Genomic DNA, 18,384 nt, shown 5'->3' on the forward strand with positions numbered 1-18,384 from the left:
GGGATGCAAGGCGGCGGCGATTGAGCCGCCTTGCTCGGACGCAGACACGATGCTAAGGAGATACTCGGTGTTATAGGCGTACGAAACCTTTCACAGAACTGACGGTAACTGAAAGGTCAAAACCAGCACCCTGTTGCGAAATTATAAAAAACTCAATGACCTTCTACTTCTCAAATACAAATTTGTTGATTGCTACAGCCACGCCATCTTCCTGATTGGTCGTGGTAACAAACTGAGCGGCTTCTTTAATGGAGGGCTCGGCATTTCCCATCGCTACACCAACGCCAGCATATTTCACCATTGCCAAATCGTTGCCGTGATCGCCAATACACATCACATTTTCACGTGGAATATTTAGGTATTCCGCCATTTGAGCAACCCCTTTTCCTTTATCGGCATCTTTGTTTAAGATTTCGAGGAAGTTTGGGCTGCTTCTCACTATGGTATAGCGTTCATATGCTTCTGGAGGAATTCGTGCGATGGCTTTCTCCAACACCTCAGGATCATCGATCATCATCACTTTAGGGAAGCACGTATTTTTATCCATTTCATCAACAGGACAGAAATAAAGAGGTATTCCAGTGATGAATGATTCCTGCACCGTGTGCTTACTAATGTCGCGGTTTGCGGTATACAACTTGTGATGATCGAGTGCGTGAAAATGTGAGCCAATTTGGTGCGACAACGATTCGAGGTATAAATAGTCGTTAAAATCGAGCAGCGTTTCGAACAGCGGTTCCCCATTTTCGGCATGAACAATTAGACCGCCGTTATTGCAGAGGCAGTAGCATCCCGTTTTATCCAACTCCAACTCTCGTAAATATTGCTGTGCGCCGATAAACGGACGTCCCGTCGCCAGCAATACGTGTACGCCCTGAGCTTTAGCCGCCAAAATAGCCTGTTTCACCGCAGGGGCAACCGCCCGATCGTTATTAAGTAAGGTTCCATCCAGATCTATAGCAATCAGTTTAATCGACATCACATTTTCCCTTCGGATCAGAATAATAGTGTAACGGTAATCAATCTAGGCCAGGTTGTCATTGCTTATGCGAGGTAAAAATGAGGATCAAATACATAAAAAAAGGGACGATAAATCGTCCCTTCTCGCTAACTTCTTTAGGATTAGAAGTCTAGGTTTGCTGCACGCAGCGCATTCTCTTCAATAAATGCACGACGAGGTTCAACCGCATCGCCCATCAATGTGGTGAATAGCTGGTCAGCGGCCACAGCATCTTTCACAGTAACACGCAGCATACGACGGCTCTGCGGATCCATGGTGGTTTCCCACAGCTGCTCAGGGTTCATTTCACCCAGACCTTTATAACGCTGGATAGCCAGACCGCGGCGAGACTCTTTCACTAACCACTCCAATGCCTGCTCGAAGCTGGTAATCGGCTGGCGGCGTTCACCACGCATCACAAACGCACCGTCTTCGATCATATCACGCAACGTACCGCCCAAGTTGCAGATGCGACGGTATTCCGCGCCGTGAATAAAATCGAAGTCCAATGGGTAATCAGTATCAACCCCATGAGTACGAATACGCAGCGACGGTTCAAACATCTGACGCTCGCGGTTTTCAGTCACAATCGCAGAGTACGTACTACCGTGAACTTCTTTCTCGTTCAGGATATTCACTAGAGACTCAATCCACTGCTGAACTTTAGCCTGATCGCCAAGATCGGCTTCCACCAACGTTGGATGGTAGATCAACTGGTTCAACAGCGCCTTAGGATAACGACGCTCCATACGACCAATCAGTTTTTGAACCTGATAGTGCTCGGTCACCAACTTCTCTAAATGCTCGTTAGACATCGCTGGCGCATCCGCATTAATATGCAACTCAGCACCATCCAAGGCGATAGAAAGCTGGTACTGATCCATCGCATCGTCATCTTTAATGTACTGTTCCTGCTTACCTTTTTTCACTTTATAAAGTGGAGGCTGAGCAATAAACACATGACCACGTTCGATGATTTCAGGCATCTGGCGATAGAAGAAGGTCAACAGCAGCGTACGAATGTGCGAACCGTCGACGTCGGCATCGGTCATGATGATGATGCTGTGATAACGCAGCTTGTCAGGGTTATATTCGTCGCGCCCGATACCACAGCCCAGTGCGGTAATCAGCGTGGCAACTTCCTGAGAAGAAAGCATTTTATCGAAACGCGCTTTCTCAACGTTCAGGATTTTACCTTTCAGCGGCAGGATCGCCTGATTCTTACGGTTACGCCCCTGTTTTGCAGAGCCGCCCGCAGAGTCCCCTTCCACTAAGTACAGTTCAGAGTGGGCTGGGTCGCGTTCCTGACAGTCAGCCAGTTTGCCCGGCAGACCGGCTAAATCCAATGCGCCTTTACGACGTGTCATTTCACGCGCTTTACGCGCCGCTTCACGAGCACGAGCTGCATCAATGATTTTGCCAACGACAATTTTTGCATCGCCCGGATTTTCTTGCAGATATTCGGCCAGCAGTTCGTTCATCTGGGTTTCAACCGCAGTTTTCACCTCAGATGAAACCAGCTTATCTTTAGTCTGAGAAGAGAACTTAGGATCTGGAACCTTAACAGAAACGACCGCAATCAAACCTTCACGCGCATCGTCACCGGTGGCGCTAACTTTGGCTTTTTTGCTGTAGCCTTCTTTTTCCATGTAGCTATTCAGGGTACGTGTCATCGCGGCACGGAAACCGGCCAAGTGAGTACCACCGTCGCGCTGTGGAATGTTGTTGGTAAAGCAGTAGATGTTTTCCTGGAAACCATCGTTCCACTGCAACGCAACTTCAACGCCGATATCATCTTTCACGGTAGAGAAATAGAACACGTTTGGATGGATCGGAGTTTTATTCTTGTTCAGATACTCTACGAACGCTTTGATACCGCCTTCATAGTGGAAATGATCTTCACGGTTGTCGCGTTTATCACGCAGGCGGATAGACACGCCGGAGTTCAAGAAAGAGAGCTCACGCAAGCGCTTAGCCAAAATGTCATACTGGAATTCAGTATGATTGGAGAACGTCTCCATACTTGGCCAGAAACGCACGGTTGTACCGGTCGTTTCAGTGTCACCAACCACTTTCAGAGGGAATTGAGGTACGCCATGCGCGTAGGTCTGCTCGTGAACTTTACCTTCACGGCGGATAACCAATTCCAGTTTCTCAGACAAGGCGTTAACCACGGAAACACCCACGCCGTGCAAACCGCCAGAAACTTTGTAGGAGTTATCATCAAACTTACCACCGGCATGCAGCACGGTCATGATAACTTCAGCGGCAGAAACACCTTCTTCTTCATGCAGGCCAGTAGGAATACCACGGCCATCATCCTGCACCGACACCGAGTTGTCGCTATGGATGGTAACGATAATGTCTTTACAGTAGCCAGCGAGCGCCTCGTCAATCGCGTTGTCCACCACCTCGAATACCATATGGTGCAGACCGGTTCCGTCATCGGTATCACCGATGTACATGCCCGGGCGTTTACGCACGGCGTCCAGCCCTTTTAATACCTTGATACTTGAGGAGTCATAAGTATTTGACATCAGCCTTTCTCGCTCATTAAAAAACTGTGATTAAACCGCTATTTTACCTTGTTCCACGCGGAACATCTTGCCCTTTTCATCAACCATATCGGAGACCTGTTCTGCACTTACTGCGCTCACAAAAACCTGCGCGCCAGTTGCCTTCAAACGGTCGGCCAATAAACGTCGGCGACCGGTATCCAGCTCAGAAGCAAAATCATCGATAAGGTACAGGCAACGGCGACCGCTGTGGCGGGTAAGATATTCACCCTGTGCCAAACGCAGCGCGCACATCAGTAATTTCAGTTGTCCACGGGAAAGTAAATCCTCAACCGGTGTACCTTCTGCCCGGATGCGGAAATCAGCCTTGTGTGGACCCACTGCGGTATAGGTCAGAGCTCTGTCGCGTTCAAATTGACGCTCCAGCAACTCTCCGTAGTCGCTTTCTTTATCCCAACCACGCTGGAATGAAAACGTTAGCGCAAACTCAGGCAGAAACTGCGCGCAGGTAGCGCTAATATCTTCCGCTATCGCCGCGCTGTACTGCGCGCGTAATGCACTAATACGTTCAGCCAGCGGAATCAATTCCTGATCCCAAGGACGTAGTTGAGAGTAACGCGTAACCTGTCTAAGCGCCGCGTTACGCTGCTTGAGTAACCGCTTAAGATTGCTCCAAGCAACAAAAAAACCAGGGTCGCTGTGAAAACATCCCCAGTCGAGAAAAGCGCGCCGAAACTTTGGCCCGCCATTCAATAAAGTAAAACCTTCCGGCGTGATAAGCTGCATCGGCAACATTTGCGCGAGCTCAGCCACCTTATGCCCATCACTACCGTCAATACGCACTTTACTATCGCCCGCCCGACTTTTGCTCAGTCCGACCGAAAGCTCACGCTCGGCTCCGGTATCAATGCGGCCATGCAGCACAAATTCATTCTGATCGTGACGAATCACTCGCCCTGCTTGCAAGCTACGAAAAGCCCGCCCGTGCCCCAGCGTATAGATAGCTTCGAGCACGCTGGTTTTTCCGCTGCCGTTAGCACCGACCAGAAAGTTGAATCCCTCAGCGGGAGCGAGATCCGCAGACTCAATATTGCGAAAATCGCGGATCGTCAGACGCGTTAAAGCCATCAAAAGCTATTCCGAGCAAAGCCAACATTCATATACCCTAAATAATTCGGGCTGCAAGAAGGTGGTCACTGAGCGAATCCCCAGCATCTTACGTCAGTAAGTGACTGGGTGAACGAAGGCAGCCAACGCACGTGCAGTTCGAAGTATGATGGGTATGGTTACAAGCGCATTGGCATGACTACATAGGCCGCCGACTGGCTGGCCGCGTCTTCAATCTGTACGCTGGATACTGAGTCAGTCAGCAGCATATGCACGTCTTCGCATTTGAGAGCGTTGAGCACATCCAAAACGTAGCTCACGTTAAAACCGATTTCTAAATCGGTTCCTTCGTAGTTGACGTCTAGAATTTCTTCCGCTTCTTCCTGCTCAGGGTTATTCGCCGTAATTTTCAGCTGGTTATGGCTGACATACAGACGCACGCCACGGAATTTTTCATTGGATAAAATGGCAGCACGTGCAAATGCTTGCTTGAGCTCATCACAACCTGCTTTTAACGTTTTGTCCGGATTTTTCGGCAATACGCGGCGATAGTCAGGGAAACGACCGTCGACCAGCTTAGAAGTAAAGATGAAACCACCTACATGAGCACGAATATTGTTGCTACCAATTTGCAGGCGCAGCGGCGTTTCACCACCATCCAGCAAACGGGACAACTCCATAACACCTTTACGCGGCACAATGACGGAATGGCTCGGCACACTCTGACCAATAGGCATTGAACATACCGCAAGGCGGTGACCATCGGTCGCCACGGTGCGCAACTCTTCACCTTCGGTTTCAAACAGCATACCGTTCAGGTAATAGCGCACATCCTGATGAGCCATAGAGAATTGAGTTGCCTCAATCAGCTTTTTCAGCGTCGCCTGTGGCAGCGTGAATTCCACTTCGCTCTGCCAGTCATCCAAATTAGGGAAATCAGCAGCAGGCAGCGTAGACAGAGAAAAGCGGCTACGCCCAGAACGTACCAGCATGCGATCGCCGTCTAAAACAACGGTGATTTCCGCACCGTCTGGCAGACCACGGCAGATATCGAAAAACTTACGCGCAGGTACCGTTGTTGCCCCTGTCTCATGCTCTTGAGCAAGAGGAACTCGGGCGATCATTTCCATTTCAAGGTCTGTGCCTGTCAGCAATAGATGGCCGTCTTCAACCTGCAACAGCAGATTACCAAGAATAGGCAACGTTGGTCGGCCACCCAGCGGGCTGCTCACCTGTTGCAACGGCTTTAGCAGATGTTCACGTTCAACAATAAATTTCATATCGCTACGATGACTGTTATTTGATTAGGATGACAACGTTCTGATTAAATTAGAAAAATCTTCTTTGATGTCGTGGCTTTCTTCACGCAGCTGTTCAATCTTACGACAGGCATGCAAGACCGTTGTATGGTCACGACCACCAAAAGCATCACCGATTTCTGGCAAGCTGTGGTTAGTCAGCTCCTTTGCTAACGCCATCGCCATTTGACGCGGGCGGGCAACGGAGCGGGAACGGCGTTTAGACAGTAAGTCTGCCACCTTGATTTTATAATACTCAGCCACCGTCTTCTGGATATTATCGATGGTGACGAGTTTTTCCTGCAAGGCAAGCAGATCACGTAGCGCTTCACGCACAAAATCGATGGTAATAGCGCGGCCGGTAAAGTTGGCATTCGCAATCACTCGGTTCAGTGCGCCCTCAAGCTCACGTACATTAGAGCGTAGACGTTTTGCGATGAAAAAGGCGACTTCGCCCGGCAGACGAATGTCATTTTCATCAGCTTTTTTCATCAGAATCGCAACGCGTGTCTCTAACTCTGGTGGCTCAATGGCTACGGTCAGCCCCCAACCAAAACGCGATTTCAGACGATCTTCTACGCCATTAATCTCTTTTGGATAGCGGTCTGACGTCAGAATAATTTGCTGATTACCTTCAAGCAAAGCGTTAAAGGTATGGAAGAACTCTTCCTGCGAACGCTCTTTGTTGGCAAAAAACTGGATATCATCGATAAGCAGAGCATCAACGGAACGATAGTAACGTTTGAACTCTTCGATTGCGTTATTTTGCAGGGCTTTGACCATATCCTGAACAAAACGCTCAGAGTGCATGTAAACCACTTTAGCATTGGCTTTGCGAGCCATAATGCCATTACCTACCGCATGCAGAAGGTGAGTTTTACCTAAGCCCGTACCACCGTATAAGAACAGCGGATTATAAGCACCCCCAGGATTATCAGCCACCTGACGCGCCGCCGCGCGGGCCAGTTGGTTAGACTTACCCTCAACAAAGTTATCAAACGTATGCTTAGGATTCACATTCGAGCGATAAGACAATTCAGGCTGCGCGGGAGAGTTATCCCAACTAGGACGCATAGGCGCTACGTTGCGAGCCGCAGTCTGAATGACCGGCGCTGAAACACTGGCCATCACCGGACTTTGAACGGGTATAGCAGCCGTCGCAGGTTTGGTTCCAACTTCAAAACGGAGAACAGGTGCGTCGCTACCACAAAAATCGTTCAACAATCCGTTGATGTTGTTGAGATATTTGTCACGAACCCAATCCAATACGAAACGGTTAGGAGCATACAGCGCCAGGGTATTGTCACTCAGTTCCGCCTGTAAAGGACGGATCCACATACTAAATTCTGTGGCAGGTAACTCATCCTGCAATCGGGCAAGACACTGCTGCCAAAGCGAAAGTGACACGGCGGACTCCACTCGAACAAGATCAAAAAGAAATGAATAGGATACTTAGACTGACTTTTTTTGACGCATATGATCGTTTGAACCTCGTCAAGGCTCTGTTTCGCACAAAAGATGCTGGGATCTTAATAAATGGAAAGATCATAAACAGGTTACCCACAAGTAAACCATCACATACGAATCGCTTTTTAAACGCGATGTATAAAATTTCGTTATCTCCAACGCACCAAAGATCTGGATCGCAATCGGAATGGCGGATCATAGCGTAAATCACACAGAAGATCCTCCCCTTCTGCACAGATTAGATCGATTTTATCCACAGGCAAGATTCAAATGAAGAGTTTATACTTTTATGTCGTTTGTCCAGCGTTAAACCGTCCACAGATCCCATATTTTCAGATTTCGCTGGTGAATAATGCATCACGGATCGCCACATTATCTAGAAGGATCTTGGTTAGATCCTTGCGCTTTGATAGGGAGTCCGTATAATTTCCCACCCACGCGTTGCGCCTGAGTTCTGTTTGGTGGTTTTTTTCATCACTTTTACAGGCCTCAAACCTATGTATCTCTTAGGGACTATTTAGGGATGCGACGGTGATTGAGGCTCACGTTAGTGAAATTCGGTTGAGCTATCTTGCGATGAGAATTGACTCAGGACTGTACAATTATTACAATCCCGCCTCTTTATATATGCGATTGAGGCGTCGGTCGTTCTCACGCCGAGTAGCCAAACGCGTTTACTGATCAGTAATTATTTAAGTTTAGGTAGAAATCGCTATGAAACGCACTTTCCAACCGTCCGTATTGAAACGTAACCGTTCACACGGTTTCCGTGCTCGTATGGCAACCAAAAATGGTCGTCAGGTTCTGGCCCGCCGTCGTGCGAAAGGCCGTACTCGTCTGACCGTTTCTAAGTAATAAAGCTAACCCTCTGTGGTTAAGCTAGCATTTCCTAGGGAGTTACGTTTGTTAACTCCCAATCATTTCAATTTCGTCTTCCAGCAACCGCAACGAGCCGGCACTCCTCAAATTACCATACTCGGCCGTATGAACACGCTGGGGCATCCCCGCATCGGTCTTACAGTCGCTAAAAAATATGTCAAGCGTGCGCATGAGCGTAACCGGATTAAGCGTTTAACGCGCGAAAGCTTCCGTTTAAGCCAACATTCGCTGCCTGCCATGGATTTTGTGGTAATTGCTAAAAAAGGGGTTCAGGAGCTCGATAATCGGGCGCTGACAGAGATTTTGGAAAAGTTATGGCGTCGTCATTGTCGGCAAGCTCGCGTATCCTAATAAAGCTGATACGCGGGTATCAGCTTTTCATTAGTCCGCTGCTCGGACCACATTGTCGTTTCAGACCAACCTGCTCACAGTACGGAATTGAGGCATTGAGCAGGTTTGGAATGATAAAAGGCAGTTGGTTGACACTGAAACGCGTATTAAAATGCCACCCTTTGAACCCAGGTGGTGATGATCCCGTGCCGCCGAAAACTGACGATAACAGAGAACATTAAGATGGATTCGCAACGCAATCTACTCCTCATCGCTCTGCTGTTCGTGTCTTTCATGATCTGGCAAGCATGGCAAACGGATAACAATCCGCAGCCTACCGCTCAGACCGCAGGACAGACCGCGAACACCACGACAGCCGATGCATCTAGTCAGGCTGTGCCAGAAAGTGGCCAGGGTAAACTGATTACGGTTAAGACTGATGTTCTGTCTTTAACCATTAACACCCGTGGTGGTGATATCGAACAGGCCAACCTGTTAGCGTATCCAGCTACTTTAGGTTCTGATAAGCCATTTGAGCTGTTAGAAACCACCCCAGATTTCATCTATCAGGCTCAAAGCGGTCTGACAGGTAAAAATGGTCCAGATAATCCAGCTAACGGTGACCGTCCACTGTACACCGCTGATCAAACCAATTTTGAATTGGTTAACGGTCAGGACGAGCTGCGCATTCCTTTGACATACACAGCGAAAGACGGCGTGGTCTATACCAAGACCTTCGTTCTCAAACGTGGTGACTATGCTATCGGCGTGGACTATAAAGTTAAGAACAGCAGCGCACAGCCGCTGGATCTAACTCTGTTCGGTCAGTTGAAGCAGTCTATTGATTTGCCTAAACACCGCGACACAGGCAGCAGCAACTTTGCACTGCACACCTTCCGTGGTGCGGCGTACTCTTCAAGCGATGATAAGTATCAGAAGTATGCGTTTGATAAAGACCCGCTGAATATCACGACCAAAGGTGGCTGGGTTGCGATGTTGCAACAGTACTTTGCTACTGCATGGATCCCGCAAACCAACAGCACCAACCAGTTCTATACCGCAAATCTGGGTAATGGACTGTCAGCGATTGGCTTTAAAGCAGAGCCGGTTGTTGTTGCACCAGGCACTGAGAAAAACCTGAACGCAACGCTGTGGGTCGGTCCTGAAATCCAGAGTGATATGGCTGCCGTGGCGCCGCATTTGGATCTGACCGTAGACTACGGCTGGTTATGGTTCATCTCTCAGCCGCTGTTTAAACTGCTAAAATTCATTCACAGCTTTATCGGTAACTGGGGCTTCTCGATTATCGTCATTACCTTCATCGTTCGTGGCATCATGTACCCGCTGACTAAAGCGCAGTACACCTCCATGGCGAAAATGCGTATGCTGCAGCCAAAACTGGCGGCAATGCGTGAACGCATTGGTGATGACAAACAGCGCATGAGCCAAGAAATGATGGCGCTGTACAAGTCAGAGAAAGTTAACCCACTGGGTGGATGTCTACCGCTCGTCATCCAGATGCCAATCTTCTTGGCACTGTATTACATGCTGATGGGCTCAGTAGAACTGCGCCAGGCTCCATTTGCGCTGTGGATCCATGACTTGGCTGCACAAGACCCGTACTACATCTTGCCAATTCTGATGGGTATCACGATGTTCTTCATTCAGAAGATGTCGCCAACCACAGTTACTGACCCGATGCAGCAGAAGATTATGACGTTTATGCCTGTCATCTTCACGGTGTTCTTCCTGTGGTTCCCATCAGGTCTGGTGCTGTACTATATCGTCAGCAACCTGGTGACCATCCTCCAGCAACAGCTGATCTACCGTGGTCTTGAGAAACGTGGCCTACACAGCCGCGACAAGAAAAAATCATAATCCACGCGATGATTTGAGTTGAGTAAGGCGGTCAATTGACCGCCTTTTTTTATGGTACGCATTTAATTTTGTAACAAGAGAGTATGACTATGAGCCAATCCGACACCATCGTTGCTCAGGCAACCCCCCCTGGACGCGGCGGCGTAGGCATTCTGCGTATATCAGGCCGTCAGGCAGAAGAAGTCGCTATGGCGTTACTCGGTAAATTACCTAAGCCACGCTACGCAGATTACCTGCCGTTTAAAGACGCTGACGGCAGCGTATTGGATCAAGGAATTGCCTTGTATTTCCCTGGCCCAAACTCATTTACCGGTGAAGACGTGCTGGAGTTGCAAGGGCATGGCGGGCCCGTCATTCTCGATCTGCTACTGAAACGCATTCTTCTGATGCCCAATGTACGAATCGCTCGCCCCGGAGAGTTCTCTGAGCGCGCATTCCTCAACGATAAACTGGATTTAGCACAAGCCGAAGCGATTGCCGATCTGATCGATGCCAGCTCAGAACAAGCAGCTCGCTCTGCGGTAAACTCACTGCAAGGCGCCTTCTCTAATCGTGTTAATCAGCTGGTTGAAGCATTAACGCATCTGCGTATCTTCGTTGAAGCCGCTATCGATTTTCCTGATGAAGAAATCGACTTTCTCTCCGATGGAAAAATTGAGGCTCAGCTTAACGGTGTTATGGGGGAACTTCAGGCGGTACGCGCCGAAGCACGCCAGGGCAGTTTATTACGCGAAGGGATGAAGGTGGTGATTGCTGGTCGTCCTAACGCAGGTAAGTCCAGTCTGTTGAACGCACTCGCAGGTCGCGAAGCGGCTATCGTGACTGATATTGCCGGAACGACCCGCGACGTCTTACGTGAACATATTCATATCGATGGCATGCCATTGCATATTATTGATACCGCAGGATTACGCGAAGCAAGCGACGAAGTTGAACGCATTGGTATCGAACGTGCTTGGAACGAGATCGAACAGGCTGACCGCGTCCTGTTTATGGTTGATGGTACCACCACCGATGCCATTGAACCTGCGACTATCTGGCCAGAATTTATGGCTCGACTTCCTAAAACGCTGCCGATTACCGTCGTGCGCAACAAAGCAGATGTGACGGGAGAAACGCTGGGACTAAGCGAAGTAAATGGTTACTCACTAATCAGATTATCCGCTCGTACCGGTGAAGGCATTGATGTGCTGCGCGATCATCTAAAACAAAGCATGGGCTTCACCAGCAATATGGAAGGAGGGTTCTTGGCCCGCCGTCGTCACTTACAGGCACTGGAAACCGCGGCTATGCACCTTGAACAAGGCAAGGAGCAGTTATTGAGCGCCTATGCAGGTGAATTACTGGCTGAAGAGCTACGGCTCGCCCAGCAGGCTCTGAGTGAGATTACCGGTGAATTCACGTCTGATGATTTGCTAGGAAGAATTTTCTCTAGCTTCTGTATTGGTAAGTGATCACTTCCGCTTAAAAACCCGCCATCGGCGGGTTTTACTATTTGGCGAATCGTTTACTGAAAACTCTGCGCGTTATTTGTGTTAAAACAAACAGAACCACTCCGCAAAGAACCAACTTCATCGTTACTTCTAGAGTCACGCCATTTTCAGCTAACTCGCTCGCCATCAAAGTAAAAATAAACGTTCCTGGCAGAATGGTTAGACACGAAATCATACAGTAACGCCAAAAAGGAATTCCCGTTAAGCCGTAGGCATAATTTTGAATATTGTATGGAAATAGCGGAATTAAGCGGGTAAAAATCAAGAAATCAACACCATAATGCTGAATACCTTGCTCTATCTGCTCGAATTTTTTATTTCCACTAAAACGCTGTAACAACCATGAGCGGCCAAGATATCTCGCCAGCAAAAAGGAGAGAGAGGAGGACAAAGTTGCAGCAAACAATGAGATGATCGTTCCATAAAACGTACCAAAAACAATGCCCCCAGCGATCACTAACACGCTACCGGGGAACAAAAACAGTGAGGCAATAACAAACAACAATACATAAGCGATAATTCCTATCCACCCATGTACACTTATCCATTGCTGTAACATCTCGATATGTGAGAACCACTCACCTAGCGGGCTGTTGTGTAGAAGAATGGCGAGTACTAATAAAATTAGCCAAGCGACTCCCCGCTTAATCCTTCTTTTGCATCATAACTCCTCATTCCCATTTCATTTTCCGCTGACCAATATGCCATTGGGCTTACGTAGCGCTAACGATGAATTTGTTAGTTTAATCAGTGCGCTGCCGCACAGTTCACATAAAATCGAGTGACTAAATACTCTGCTTAGATAAATAATCCAGAGACCAGAAACGCTTACGCTATAGTTATTAGGTAGCATTCTTACACCAATTCATCCGTAAATCAGGGAGCGACTATGGAGAATCATTTTGCTTGGTGGTATCTATCCAACCGCCCCTTAGACGTTTATCGTCTTACCGAAGATCTGATTGCCACATCACTACACTATTCACCCAAACGTCGTGAACGATTTCTGCATGGCCGCGCGCTACTTGCAGAACTCATGTTTCAACTTTACGGTTACGAAAAGCTACCACGCTTAGCCATTGCTCCTAGTGGTAGGCCCTGTTTTGTTGATCCTACGCTGCCAGATTTTAGCCTCGGATATGCCGGTGGTGTCGTTGCGGTCATGCTCGGCTCCAATGGTAAAGTCGGCATGGACGTTGAAGTTATTCGCGCACGTCAGGGTGGTTTTATTCACCTTCAACAGCAGCATCTTACCAGCAGCGAAAAAATTTGGATCGATGGACAGGCCGACCGTTTAGAGGCCACAACGCAGCTTTGGGCTATTCGCGAATCAGTGCTTAAGATATCGGGGCTAGGAACAAGCGGCTTACAAACCCTGCGTCTTCAACCTAACGCAGGAAAATTACGTTCAACAGCAACGCCGCAGGTCGAGACCATTAGTGCGATACAGGGTGAAATTGCTTGGGCATGCAGTAAATCACCAACGCTTGGACAGCTTAATTACTGGTTAATGGATAAAAATAATCAGCTGATAAATATCACCGCAGAGAAAAATACAGAGCTAAAAGAGTCCACCACCTACTTACGCTTTACTAGTCATTCACCAATACAAACCCTGTGAATGATAAGTCTGATATCAACTTATCTACTCTATGATTGATTATTGATCTAAGATGACTTCAGTGAAGTTCGGTTATATTACATCAAGAAATGGAGAACTTATGTCAGATAAGCCACTGAAAATTGTTACTTTATTGGGTAGCCTACGTAAAGGTTCCTATAATGCGATTGTCGCAAACGCGCTCCCCGACCTTGCACCTAAACACGTAACTATCGAAGCGCTGCCTTCCATTCGCGATATTCCTCTCTACGATGCCGATCTTCAGCAAGATGAAGGTTTTCCTGCTCAAATTGAAGCTATCGCCGAAGAAATCCGTCAGGCAGACGGCGTGATTATCGTGACGCCAGAATATAACTACTCCGTTCCAGGCGGACTTAAAAACGCGATCGACTGGATTTCTCGCCTACCTAATCAGCCGCTGGCAGGTAAACCTGTCGCCATCCAGACCAGCTCTATGGGCCCCATTGGCGGCGCTCGGTGTCAGTATCACTTACGTCAGATTTTGGTGTTCTTGGACTGCCAAGTCATGAATAAACCAGAGTTTATGGGGGGAGTGATCCAGAGCAAAGTGGATGAGCAGAAGGGCATACTAACAGATACTTCAACCATCGAATTCTTAGGCAAACAGCTCTCAGCATTTGCAGATTATGTGCGTCGCGTGGGCTGATGCATTAAACCTCCCCTTGTAGGGGAGGTTTAGGCTAGCGAGTCATTAATGTGCGTCAACAAACACAATTTTCAGCACAAACAACAGCGCAACAATCACCACGCATGGGCTAATTTCACGCCAACGGCCTGTGCCTAATTTCATAATGCAGTAAGAAATAAAGCCAAGCGCGATACCTTCGGTGATAGAGAAGCTAAACGGCATCATCACCGCAGTGATAAATGCAGGCACCGCTTCGGTCAGGTCATCCCACTTCACGCGAGCCAAACTCGACGTCATCAATACGCCAACATAAATCAGCGCACCAGCCGCGGCATACGCAGGAACCATACCAGCCAGTGGCGAAAGGAAGATCACCAGTAGGAATAAAATCCCTACTACTACGGCCGTTAAGCCAGTACGACCACCGACAGAAACACCAGAGGTACTTTCGATATAGGCGGTAACGGATGAGGTTCCGAAGAAAGAACCGACGACAGAGCTGATACTGTCCACGTATAGCGCTTGTTTCATGCGCGGAAACTTGCCGTTTTTATCCGCCAATCCTGCTTTATCAGTCACACCAATCAATGTGCCTGATGAGTCGAACAGGTTTACCAGCATGAAGGAGAAAATCACACCCGCTAGACCAACATTCAGCGCTCCCGCCAAATCGACCTGACCCACGACGCTAGTTACGTTCGGCGGCATCGAGAACAACCCAGTATAATGTACGTCTCCTAAAGCCCAACCGATAAGCGTAGTGACAACAATGGAGACTAATACTGCGGCGTGAAAGTTGCGTGATGACAGGATCGCGATAATAAAGAATCCCAATGCACCGAGTAAAACGCTATGAGAAGTTAAACTCCCAACGGCAACCAGAGTGTCAGTATTCGATACGATGATACCGGCATTTTTCAGCCCCATCATGGCAATAAACAGGCCGATACCGCTGGTGATCCCTACACGCAGGCTCATTGGAATATTAGCAATCATCCAATAGCGAATACGGAAAATCGTTAGCAGCAATAAACCTACTGCCCCCCAGAAAATAGCCCCCATACCCACTTGCCACGTCAGCCCCATAGCACCGACGACGACAAAAGCAAAGAAGGCATTCAGCCCCATAGCAGGAGCTAAGGCAACAGGCAAATTAGCCAGCAACCCCATAAAAATACTACCGAAAGCGGCAATCAGACAGGTCGTAACAAACACGGCCTGAGTATCCATACCTGCAGCACCTAGAATCTGCGGGTTAACGAAAACGATATATACCATCGTCAAAAACGTCGTGATACCGGCGATCATTTCAGTTTTTGCAGTGGTACCATGCTCCTGCAACTTGAAGACACGCTCAAAAAGCCCCTGCCCTTGGGCAGAGTTTGAAGTTGAATTATTCATTCTATTAAATCCGGATGGATATTGGCTTTGGGAGAGTATCCTATACCAAAAGTGCCAAATAATGATCCCCATCACACATATTTCGAGATGTTTTTTTACTCACCAAATTAGTGAGCCATATCACGTAGACCTATTTACGGCGTCATATAATCAATCTAAATCAATAAAAATACTTTAATATCAAAATGATAATAACATTTTCAATAAGGGTGAATTCGCATGGAAAGCATTAATAATAAACATACGCAATCGCTTTCGCGCGAAGAAATGATCCGCCTTCTGGCGGTTTCACGCGGTGATGAGGCTGCCGACTGCATTATTGACAATGTTCGCATCCTTGACCTGATAAATGGCGGGGAAATATCCGGCCCAATCGTTATTTGTAATAACAGCATTGCTGGTGTTGGCTCAGCCTACGCAGGTGCCGTTGCCCACAAGCGAATTGATGCAAACAATGCGGTCGCAGTTCCCGGTTTTATTGATTCCCACCTGCACATCGAATCCAGCATGATGACGCCGGTGACGTTTGAGAGCGCCACTCTACCTCTTGGGGTAACCAGCATCGTCTGCGATCCCCATGAAATTGTGAATGTCATGGGTGAACAAGGATTGGAATGGTTTTTACGCTGTGCGGAACAGGCGCAACAAAACCAGTTTGTTCAGATCAGTTCATGCGTACCGGCTCTGTCGGGTAGCGACATCAATGGTGCTGAGTTCCCATTAAGTGAGATGCTTAAATATCGCGATCATTCTCATGTGCTAGGTTTGGCAGAAATGATGAATTTTCCCGGCGTGATTGCCGGTGATAGCGACATTATGGATAAGCTCGACGCTTTCCGTCATTTGACGTTAGATGGGCATAGCCCAATGCTAAGCGGCAAAAATCTCAATGGCTATCTCGCTGCGGGTATCGAAAACTGCCATGAAACCTTGGCGTTACAAGAAGGTCGCGAAAAACTGTCACTCGGTATGGCATTAATGATCCGCGAAGGTTCAGCGGCACGAAATCTGGATACGCTAGCACCGTTAATTTCTGAACTCAGCAGCCCGCAATGCATGCTGTGCACCGATGACCGTAACCCTTGGGAAATCGCGCATGAAGGACATATCAATGCACTGATTTATCGTCTGATTAATCAGCATAATATCCCTGCTCACGTGGCTTACCGCGTCGCAAGCTGGTCAGCGGCTCGTCATTTTGGTTTAAAACGTCTAGGTCTGATAGCACCGGGGAAAAGAGCCGATATCGTATTACTTTCCGATGTACAGCAGGTGGTAATCCAGCAAGTCATTGTGGGTGGCAAGGTCGTGGACGCGCAGCGATTGAAAGAAACCTGTGAACAGAAACACCAGCAAACCCAACCACCAGTGCAAAATACGATTCGCCGAAACCCTGTTAACGCAGCAGAACTCGCACTACCGCTGGAAGTCGGCGTTAGCTACCGCGCGATTCAGATTATCCCGAACGAACTCATCACCTGCACATTGCCGGTTACCTGGCTCGGAGAAAAATTTGATCACGACGACGTATGCCATATCGCCGTAATGGAACGTTACGGTCATCAAAAAACACCAGCACGGGGACTGCTGCAAAACTTCGGGTTACAACGCGGAGCAATGGCCGCAACGGTAAGCCACGACAGTCATAATATCGTGGTGATCGGTCACCATCCGCGTGATATGGCTGTGGCCGTAAATCAGCTAATCGCAAACGGAGGCGGACTCTGCGTCGCCGACGAGGGGGAAGTAAAAAGCCATCTTGCTTTGCCTATCGCAGGATTAATGAGCGATAAATCAGCCGCAGACATCGCCGATGATATTTCCTATTTGAAAACCGCCTGCCGCGCCTGCGGCGTTACGCTCAACGAACCTTTTATTCAGATGGCATTTTTATCGTTGCCTGTCATTCCATCACTGAAGCTAACAAGCTTAGGGTTATTTGACGTAGACCGCTTTGCATTTACAGAGACTCGCTTTTCTTCCCCAAGCGATTAAACTGGGCTCTGGTTTATCTCTGACGACGGCAACGCAAGCTTGCCGTCTGCCATGAAAACAAGGAAGCCCAATGACCCCCATCAGCTGTATTTTCTTCGACTGCGACGGCACGCTGGTAGATAGCGAATACCTGTGCAGCAAAGCCTACGTTCATATGTTCGCTCATTACGGTGTACATCTGTCATTGGATCGCGTTTTTAAGGAGTTTAAAGGCGTTAAGCTGTATGAGATCATCGAGCGAATCAAGCAGGAACATGAGTTCGAATCAGATCGTGACGAGATGGAACAGATTTACCGCGATGAAGTTGCTCGCCTGTTTAAAACCGAGCTAAAACCGATTCCCCATGCAGAATCTCTATTAGCGCAAATTACAGTACCGATGTGCACCACCTCCAACGGCCCCGTCAGCAAAATGCAGAACTCATTGGGCTCAACCGGCATGTTGGGCTATTTTGGTGACCGGTTGTATAGCGGCTACGATATTCAGAGTTGGAAACCAGACCCAGACCTTATGTTCCACGCGGCCAACGAAATGGGTGTAGATATTAAAGCGTGTATTCTAGTTGATGATTCCCCATCAGGCGTCCAATCAGGTATCGCGGCGGGTATTCCCGTATTTTATTATTGTGGTGATGCTCATAACCCAGTCATTGAACACCCGCTCGTTACCTCTTTTGACGATCTTCGCCAATTACCTGAGTTATGGCGCGCAAGAGGCTGGTCACTGACCAAGTAGCAAATGACGCATTA

General features: G+C 48.2%; 16 protein-coding genes. 9 read left to right on the forward strand and 7 right to left on the reverse strand.

The features are described from left to right. Positions 1 to 163: 163 nt before the first annotated feature. The 5 genes from yidA to dnaA form a co-directional block, all read right to left on the reverse strand. Positions 164 to 979 carry a sugar-phosphatase gene (gene yidA / locus M988_RS20635; RefSeq protein ID WP_064575546.1) on the reverse strand — a complete coding sequence of 272 codons (816 nt, stop codon included), beginning with the start codon at positions 977 to 979 and terminating at the stop codon, positions 164 to 166. 143 nt (positions 980 to 1,122) lie between these two features. Further along, positions 1,123 to 3,537, reverse strand: coding sequence for a DNA topoisomerase (ATP-hydrolyzing) subunit B (gyrB, locus tag M988_RS20640; RefSeq protein WP_061059374.1), 2,415 nt, complete (start codon positions 3,535 to 3,537; stop codon positions 1,123 to 1,125). A 30-nt stretch (positions 3,538 to 3,567) separates the two neighbouring features. Then, complete coding sequence (gene recF, locus M988_RS20645; RefSeq protein WP_004093995.1) at positions 3,568 to 4,644, reverse strand: DNA replication/repair protein RecF; 1,077 nt, start codon at positions 4,642 to 4,644, stop codon at positions 3,568 to 3,570. A gap of 158 nt (positions 4,645 to 4,802) precedes the next feature. Further along, positions 4,803 to 5,903 (reverse strand): DNA polymerase III subunit beta, encoded by a 1,101-nt coding sequence (gene dnaN, locus M988_RS20650; protein ID WP_004093991.1) that lies wholly within the window; start codon positions 5,901 to 5,903, stop codon positions 4,803 to 4,805. Positions 5,904 to 5,927: 24 nt separating this feature from the next. Next, entirely contained in the window at positions 5,928 to 7,328 is a 1,401-nt protein-coding gene (gene dnaA, locus M988_RS20655) for a chromosomal replication initiator protein DnaA (protein WP_008815726.1), read from the reverse strand. Between the two features lie 774 nt (positions 7,329 to 8,102). Between dnaA and rpmH the strand changes: the two genes are divergently transcribed. The 5 genes from rpmH (at position 8,103) to mnmE (ending at position 11,929) form a co-directional block, all read left to right on the forward strand. After that, entirely contained in the window at positions 8,103 to 8,243 is a 141-nt protein-coding gene (gene rpmH / locus M988_RS20660) for a 50S ribosomal protein L34 (protein WP_004093983.1), read from the forward strand. A gap of 15 nt (positions 8,244 to 8,258) precedes the next feature. Further along, a complete protein-coding gene (gene rnpA, locus M988_RS20665) occupies positions 8,259 to 8,618 on the forward strand; it encodes a ribonuclease P protein component (RefSeq protein WP_004093963.1) in 360 nt (119 codons plus the stop codon). Then, complete coding sequence (gene yidD, locus M988_RS22575; RefSeq protein ID WP_008815724.1) at positions 8,582 to 8,839, forward strand: membrane protein insertion efficiency factor YidD; 258 nt, start codon at positions 8,582 to 8,584, stop codon at positions 8,837 to 8,839. The genes rnpA and yidD overlap by 37 nt, the downstream gene beginning before the upstream one ends. Before the next feature lies 1 nt (position 8,840). After that, entirely contained in the window at positions 8,841 to 10,475 is a 1,635-nt protein-coding gene (gene yidC, locus M988_RS20670; RefSeq protein WP_064575548.1) for a membrane protein insertase YidC, read from the forward strand. 89 nt (positions 10,476 to 10,564) lie between these two features. Then, positions 10,565 to 11,929, forward strand: coding sequence for a tRNA uridine-5-carboxymethylaminomethyl(34) synthesis GTPase MnmE (gene mnmE / locus M988_RS20675; RefSeq protein ID WP_008815722.1), 1,365 nt, complete (start codon positions 10,565 to 10,567; stop codon positions 11,927 to 11,929). Between the two features lie 37 nt (positions 11,930 to 11,966). On the opposite strand, the gene M988_RS20680 is transcribed toward mnmE, so the two are convergent. After that, complete coding sequence (locus M988_RS20680) at positions 11,967 to 12,527, reverse strand: TVP38/TMEM64 family protein (RefSeq protein ID WP_008815721.1); 561 nt, start codon at positions 12,525 to 12,527, stop codon at positions 11,967 to 11,969. 330 nt (positions 12,528 to 12,857) lie between these two features. Between M988_RS20680 and M988_RS20685 the strand changes: the two genes are divergently transcribed. Both M988_RS20685 and M988_RS20690 read left to right on the forward strand, forming a co-directional pair. Then, the gene (locus M988_RS20685) at positions 12,858 to 13,589 is read left to right on the forward strand and encodes a 4'-phosphopantetheinyl transferase family protein (protein ID WP_008815719.1); all 732 of its coding nucleotides are present in this window, start codon (positions 12,858 to 12,860) and stop codon (positions 13,587 to 13,589) included. Between the two features lie 100 nt (positions 13,590 to 13,689). Then, a complete protein-coding gene (locus M988_RS20690; protein WP_064575550.1) occupies positions 13,690 to 14,256 on the forward strand; it encodes an NADPH-dependent FMN reductase in 567 nt (188 codons plus the stop codon). A 45-nt stretch (positions 14,257 to 14,301) separates the two neighbouring features. Here M988_RS20690 and M988_RS20695 read toward each other — a convergent pair whose 3' ends face one another. Then, positions 14,302 to 15,639, reverse strand: a complete 1,338-nt coding sequence (locus M988_RS20695; RefSeq protein ID WP_008815717.1) for an NCS2 family permease — start codon at positions 15,637 to 15,639, stop codon at positions 14,302 to 14,304. Positions 15,640 to 15,858: 219 nt separating this feature from the next. Here M988_RS20695 and adeD point away from each other — a divergent pair, with 219 nt between their 5' ends. Beyond that, positions 15,859 to 17,634, forward strand: a complete 1,776-nt coding sequence (adeD, locus tag M988_RS20700) for an adenine deaminase (protein ID WP_064575552.1) — start codon at positions 15,859 to 15,861, stop codon at positions 17,632 to 17,634. Positions 17,635 to 17,704: 70 nt separating this feature from the next. Continuing rightward, on the forward strand, positions 17,705 to 18,370 hold the full coding sequence (yieH, locus tag M988_RS20705; RefSeq protein ID WP_008815715.1) for a 6-phosphogluconate phosphatase: 666 nt from the start codon (positions 17,705 to 17,707) through the stop codon (positions 18,368 to 18,370). Positions 18,371 to 18,384 lie beyond the last annotated feature (14 nt).

The sequence above is a fragment of the Hafnia paralvei ATCC 29927 genome (genome assembly GCF_001655005.1).
In the GTDB taxonomy this organism is placed as follows: Bacteria; Pseudomonadota; Gammaproteobacteria; order Enterobacterales; family Enterobacteriaceae; genus Hafnia; species Hafnia paralvei.

What these genes read in the sequence shown, in the direction of transcription:
- M988_RS20690 (WP_064575550.1), top strand. Translation starts at nt 13,690, where the DNA reads ATGTCAGATAAGCCACTGAAAATTGTTACTTTATTGGGTAGCCTACGT.
- yidD (WP_008815724.1), top strand. Translation starts at nt 8,582, where the DNA reads ATGGCGTCGTCATTGTCGGCAAGCTCGCGTATCCTAATAAAGCTGATA.
- M988_RS20680 (WP_008815721.1), bottom strand. Translation starts at nt 12,527, where the DNA reads ATGTTACAGCAATGGATAAGTGTACATGGGTGGATAGGAATTATCGCT.
- yieH (WP_008815715.1), top strand. Translation starts at nt 17,705, where the DNA reads ATGACCCCCATCAGCTGTATTTTCTTCGACTGCGACGGCACGCTGGTA.
- adeD (WP_064575552.1), top strand. Translation starts at nt 15,859, where the DNA reads ATGGAAAGCATTAATAATAAACATACGCAATCGCTTTCGCGCGAAGAA.
- yidA (WP_064575546.1), bottom strand. Translation starts at nt 979, where the DNA reads ATGTCGATTAAACTGATTGCTATAGATCTGGATGGAACCTTACTTAAT.
- dnaN (WP_004093991.1), bottom strand. Translation starts at nt 5,903, where the DNA reads ATGAAATTTATTGTTGAACGTGAACATCTGCTAAAGCCGTTGCAACAG.
- recF (WP_004093995.1), bottom strand. Translation starts at nt 4,644, where the DNA reads ATGGCTTTAACGCGTCTGACGATCCGCGATTTTCGCAATATTGAGTCT.
- M988_RS20695 (WP_008815717.1), bottom strand. Translation starts at nt 15,639, where the DNA reads ATGAATAATTCAACTTCAAACTCTGCCCAAGGGCAGGGGCTTTTTGAG.
- gyrB (WP_061059374.1), bottom strand. Translation starts at nt 3,537, where the DNA reads ATGTCAAATACTTATGACTCCTCAAGTATCAAGGTATTAAAAGGGCTG.
- mnmE (WP_008815722.1), top strand. Translation starts at nt 10,565, where the DNA reads ATGAGCCAATCCGACACCATCGTTGCTCAGGCAACCCCCCCTGGACGC.
- yidC (WP_064575548.1), top strand. Translation starts at nt 8,841, where the DNA reads ATGGATTCGCAACGCAATCTACTCCTCATCGCTCTGCTGTTCGTGTCT.
- M988_RS20685 (WP_008815719.1), top strand. Translation starts at nt 12,858, where the DNA reads ATGGAGAATCATTTTGCTTGGTGGTATCTATCCAACCGCCCCTTAGAC.
- rpmH (WP_004093983.1), top strand. Translation starts at nt 8,103, where the DNA reads ATGAAACGCACTTTCCAACCGTCCGTATTGAAACGTAACCGTTCACAC.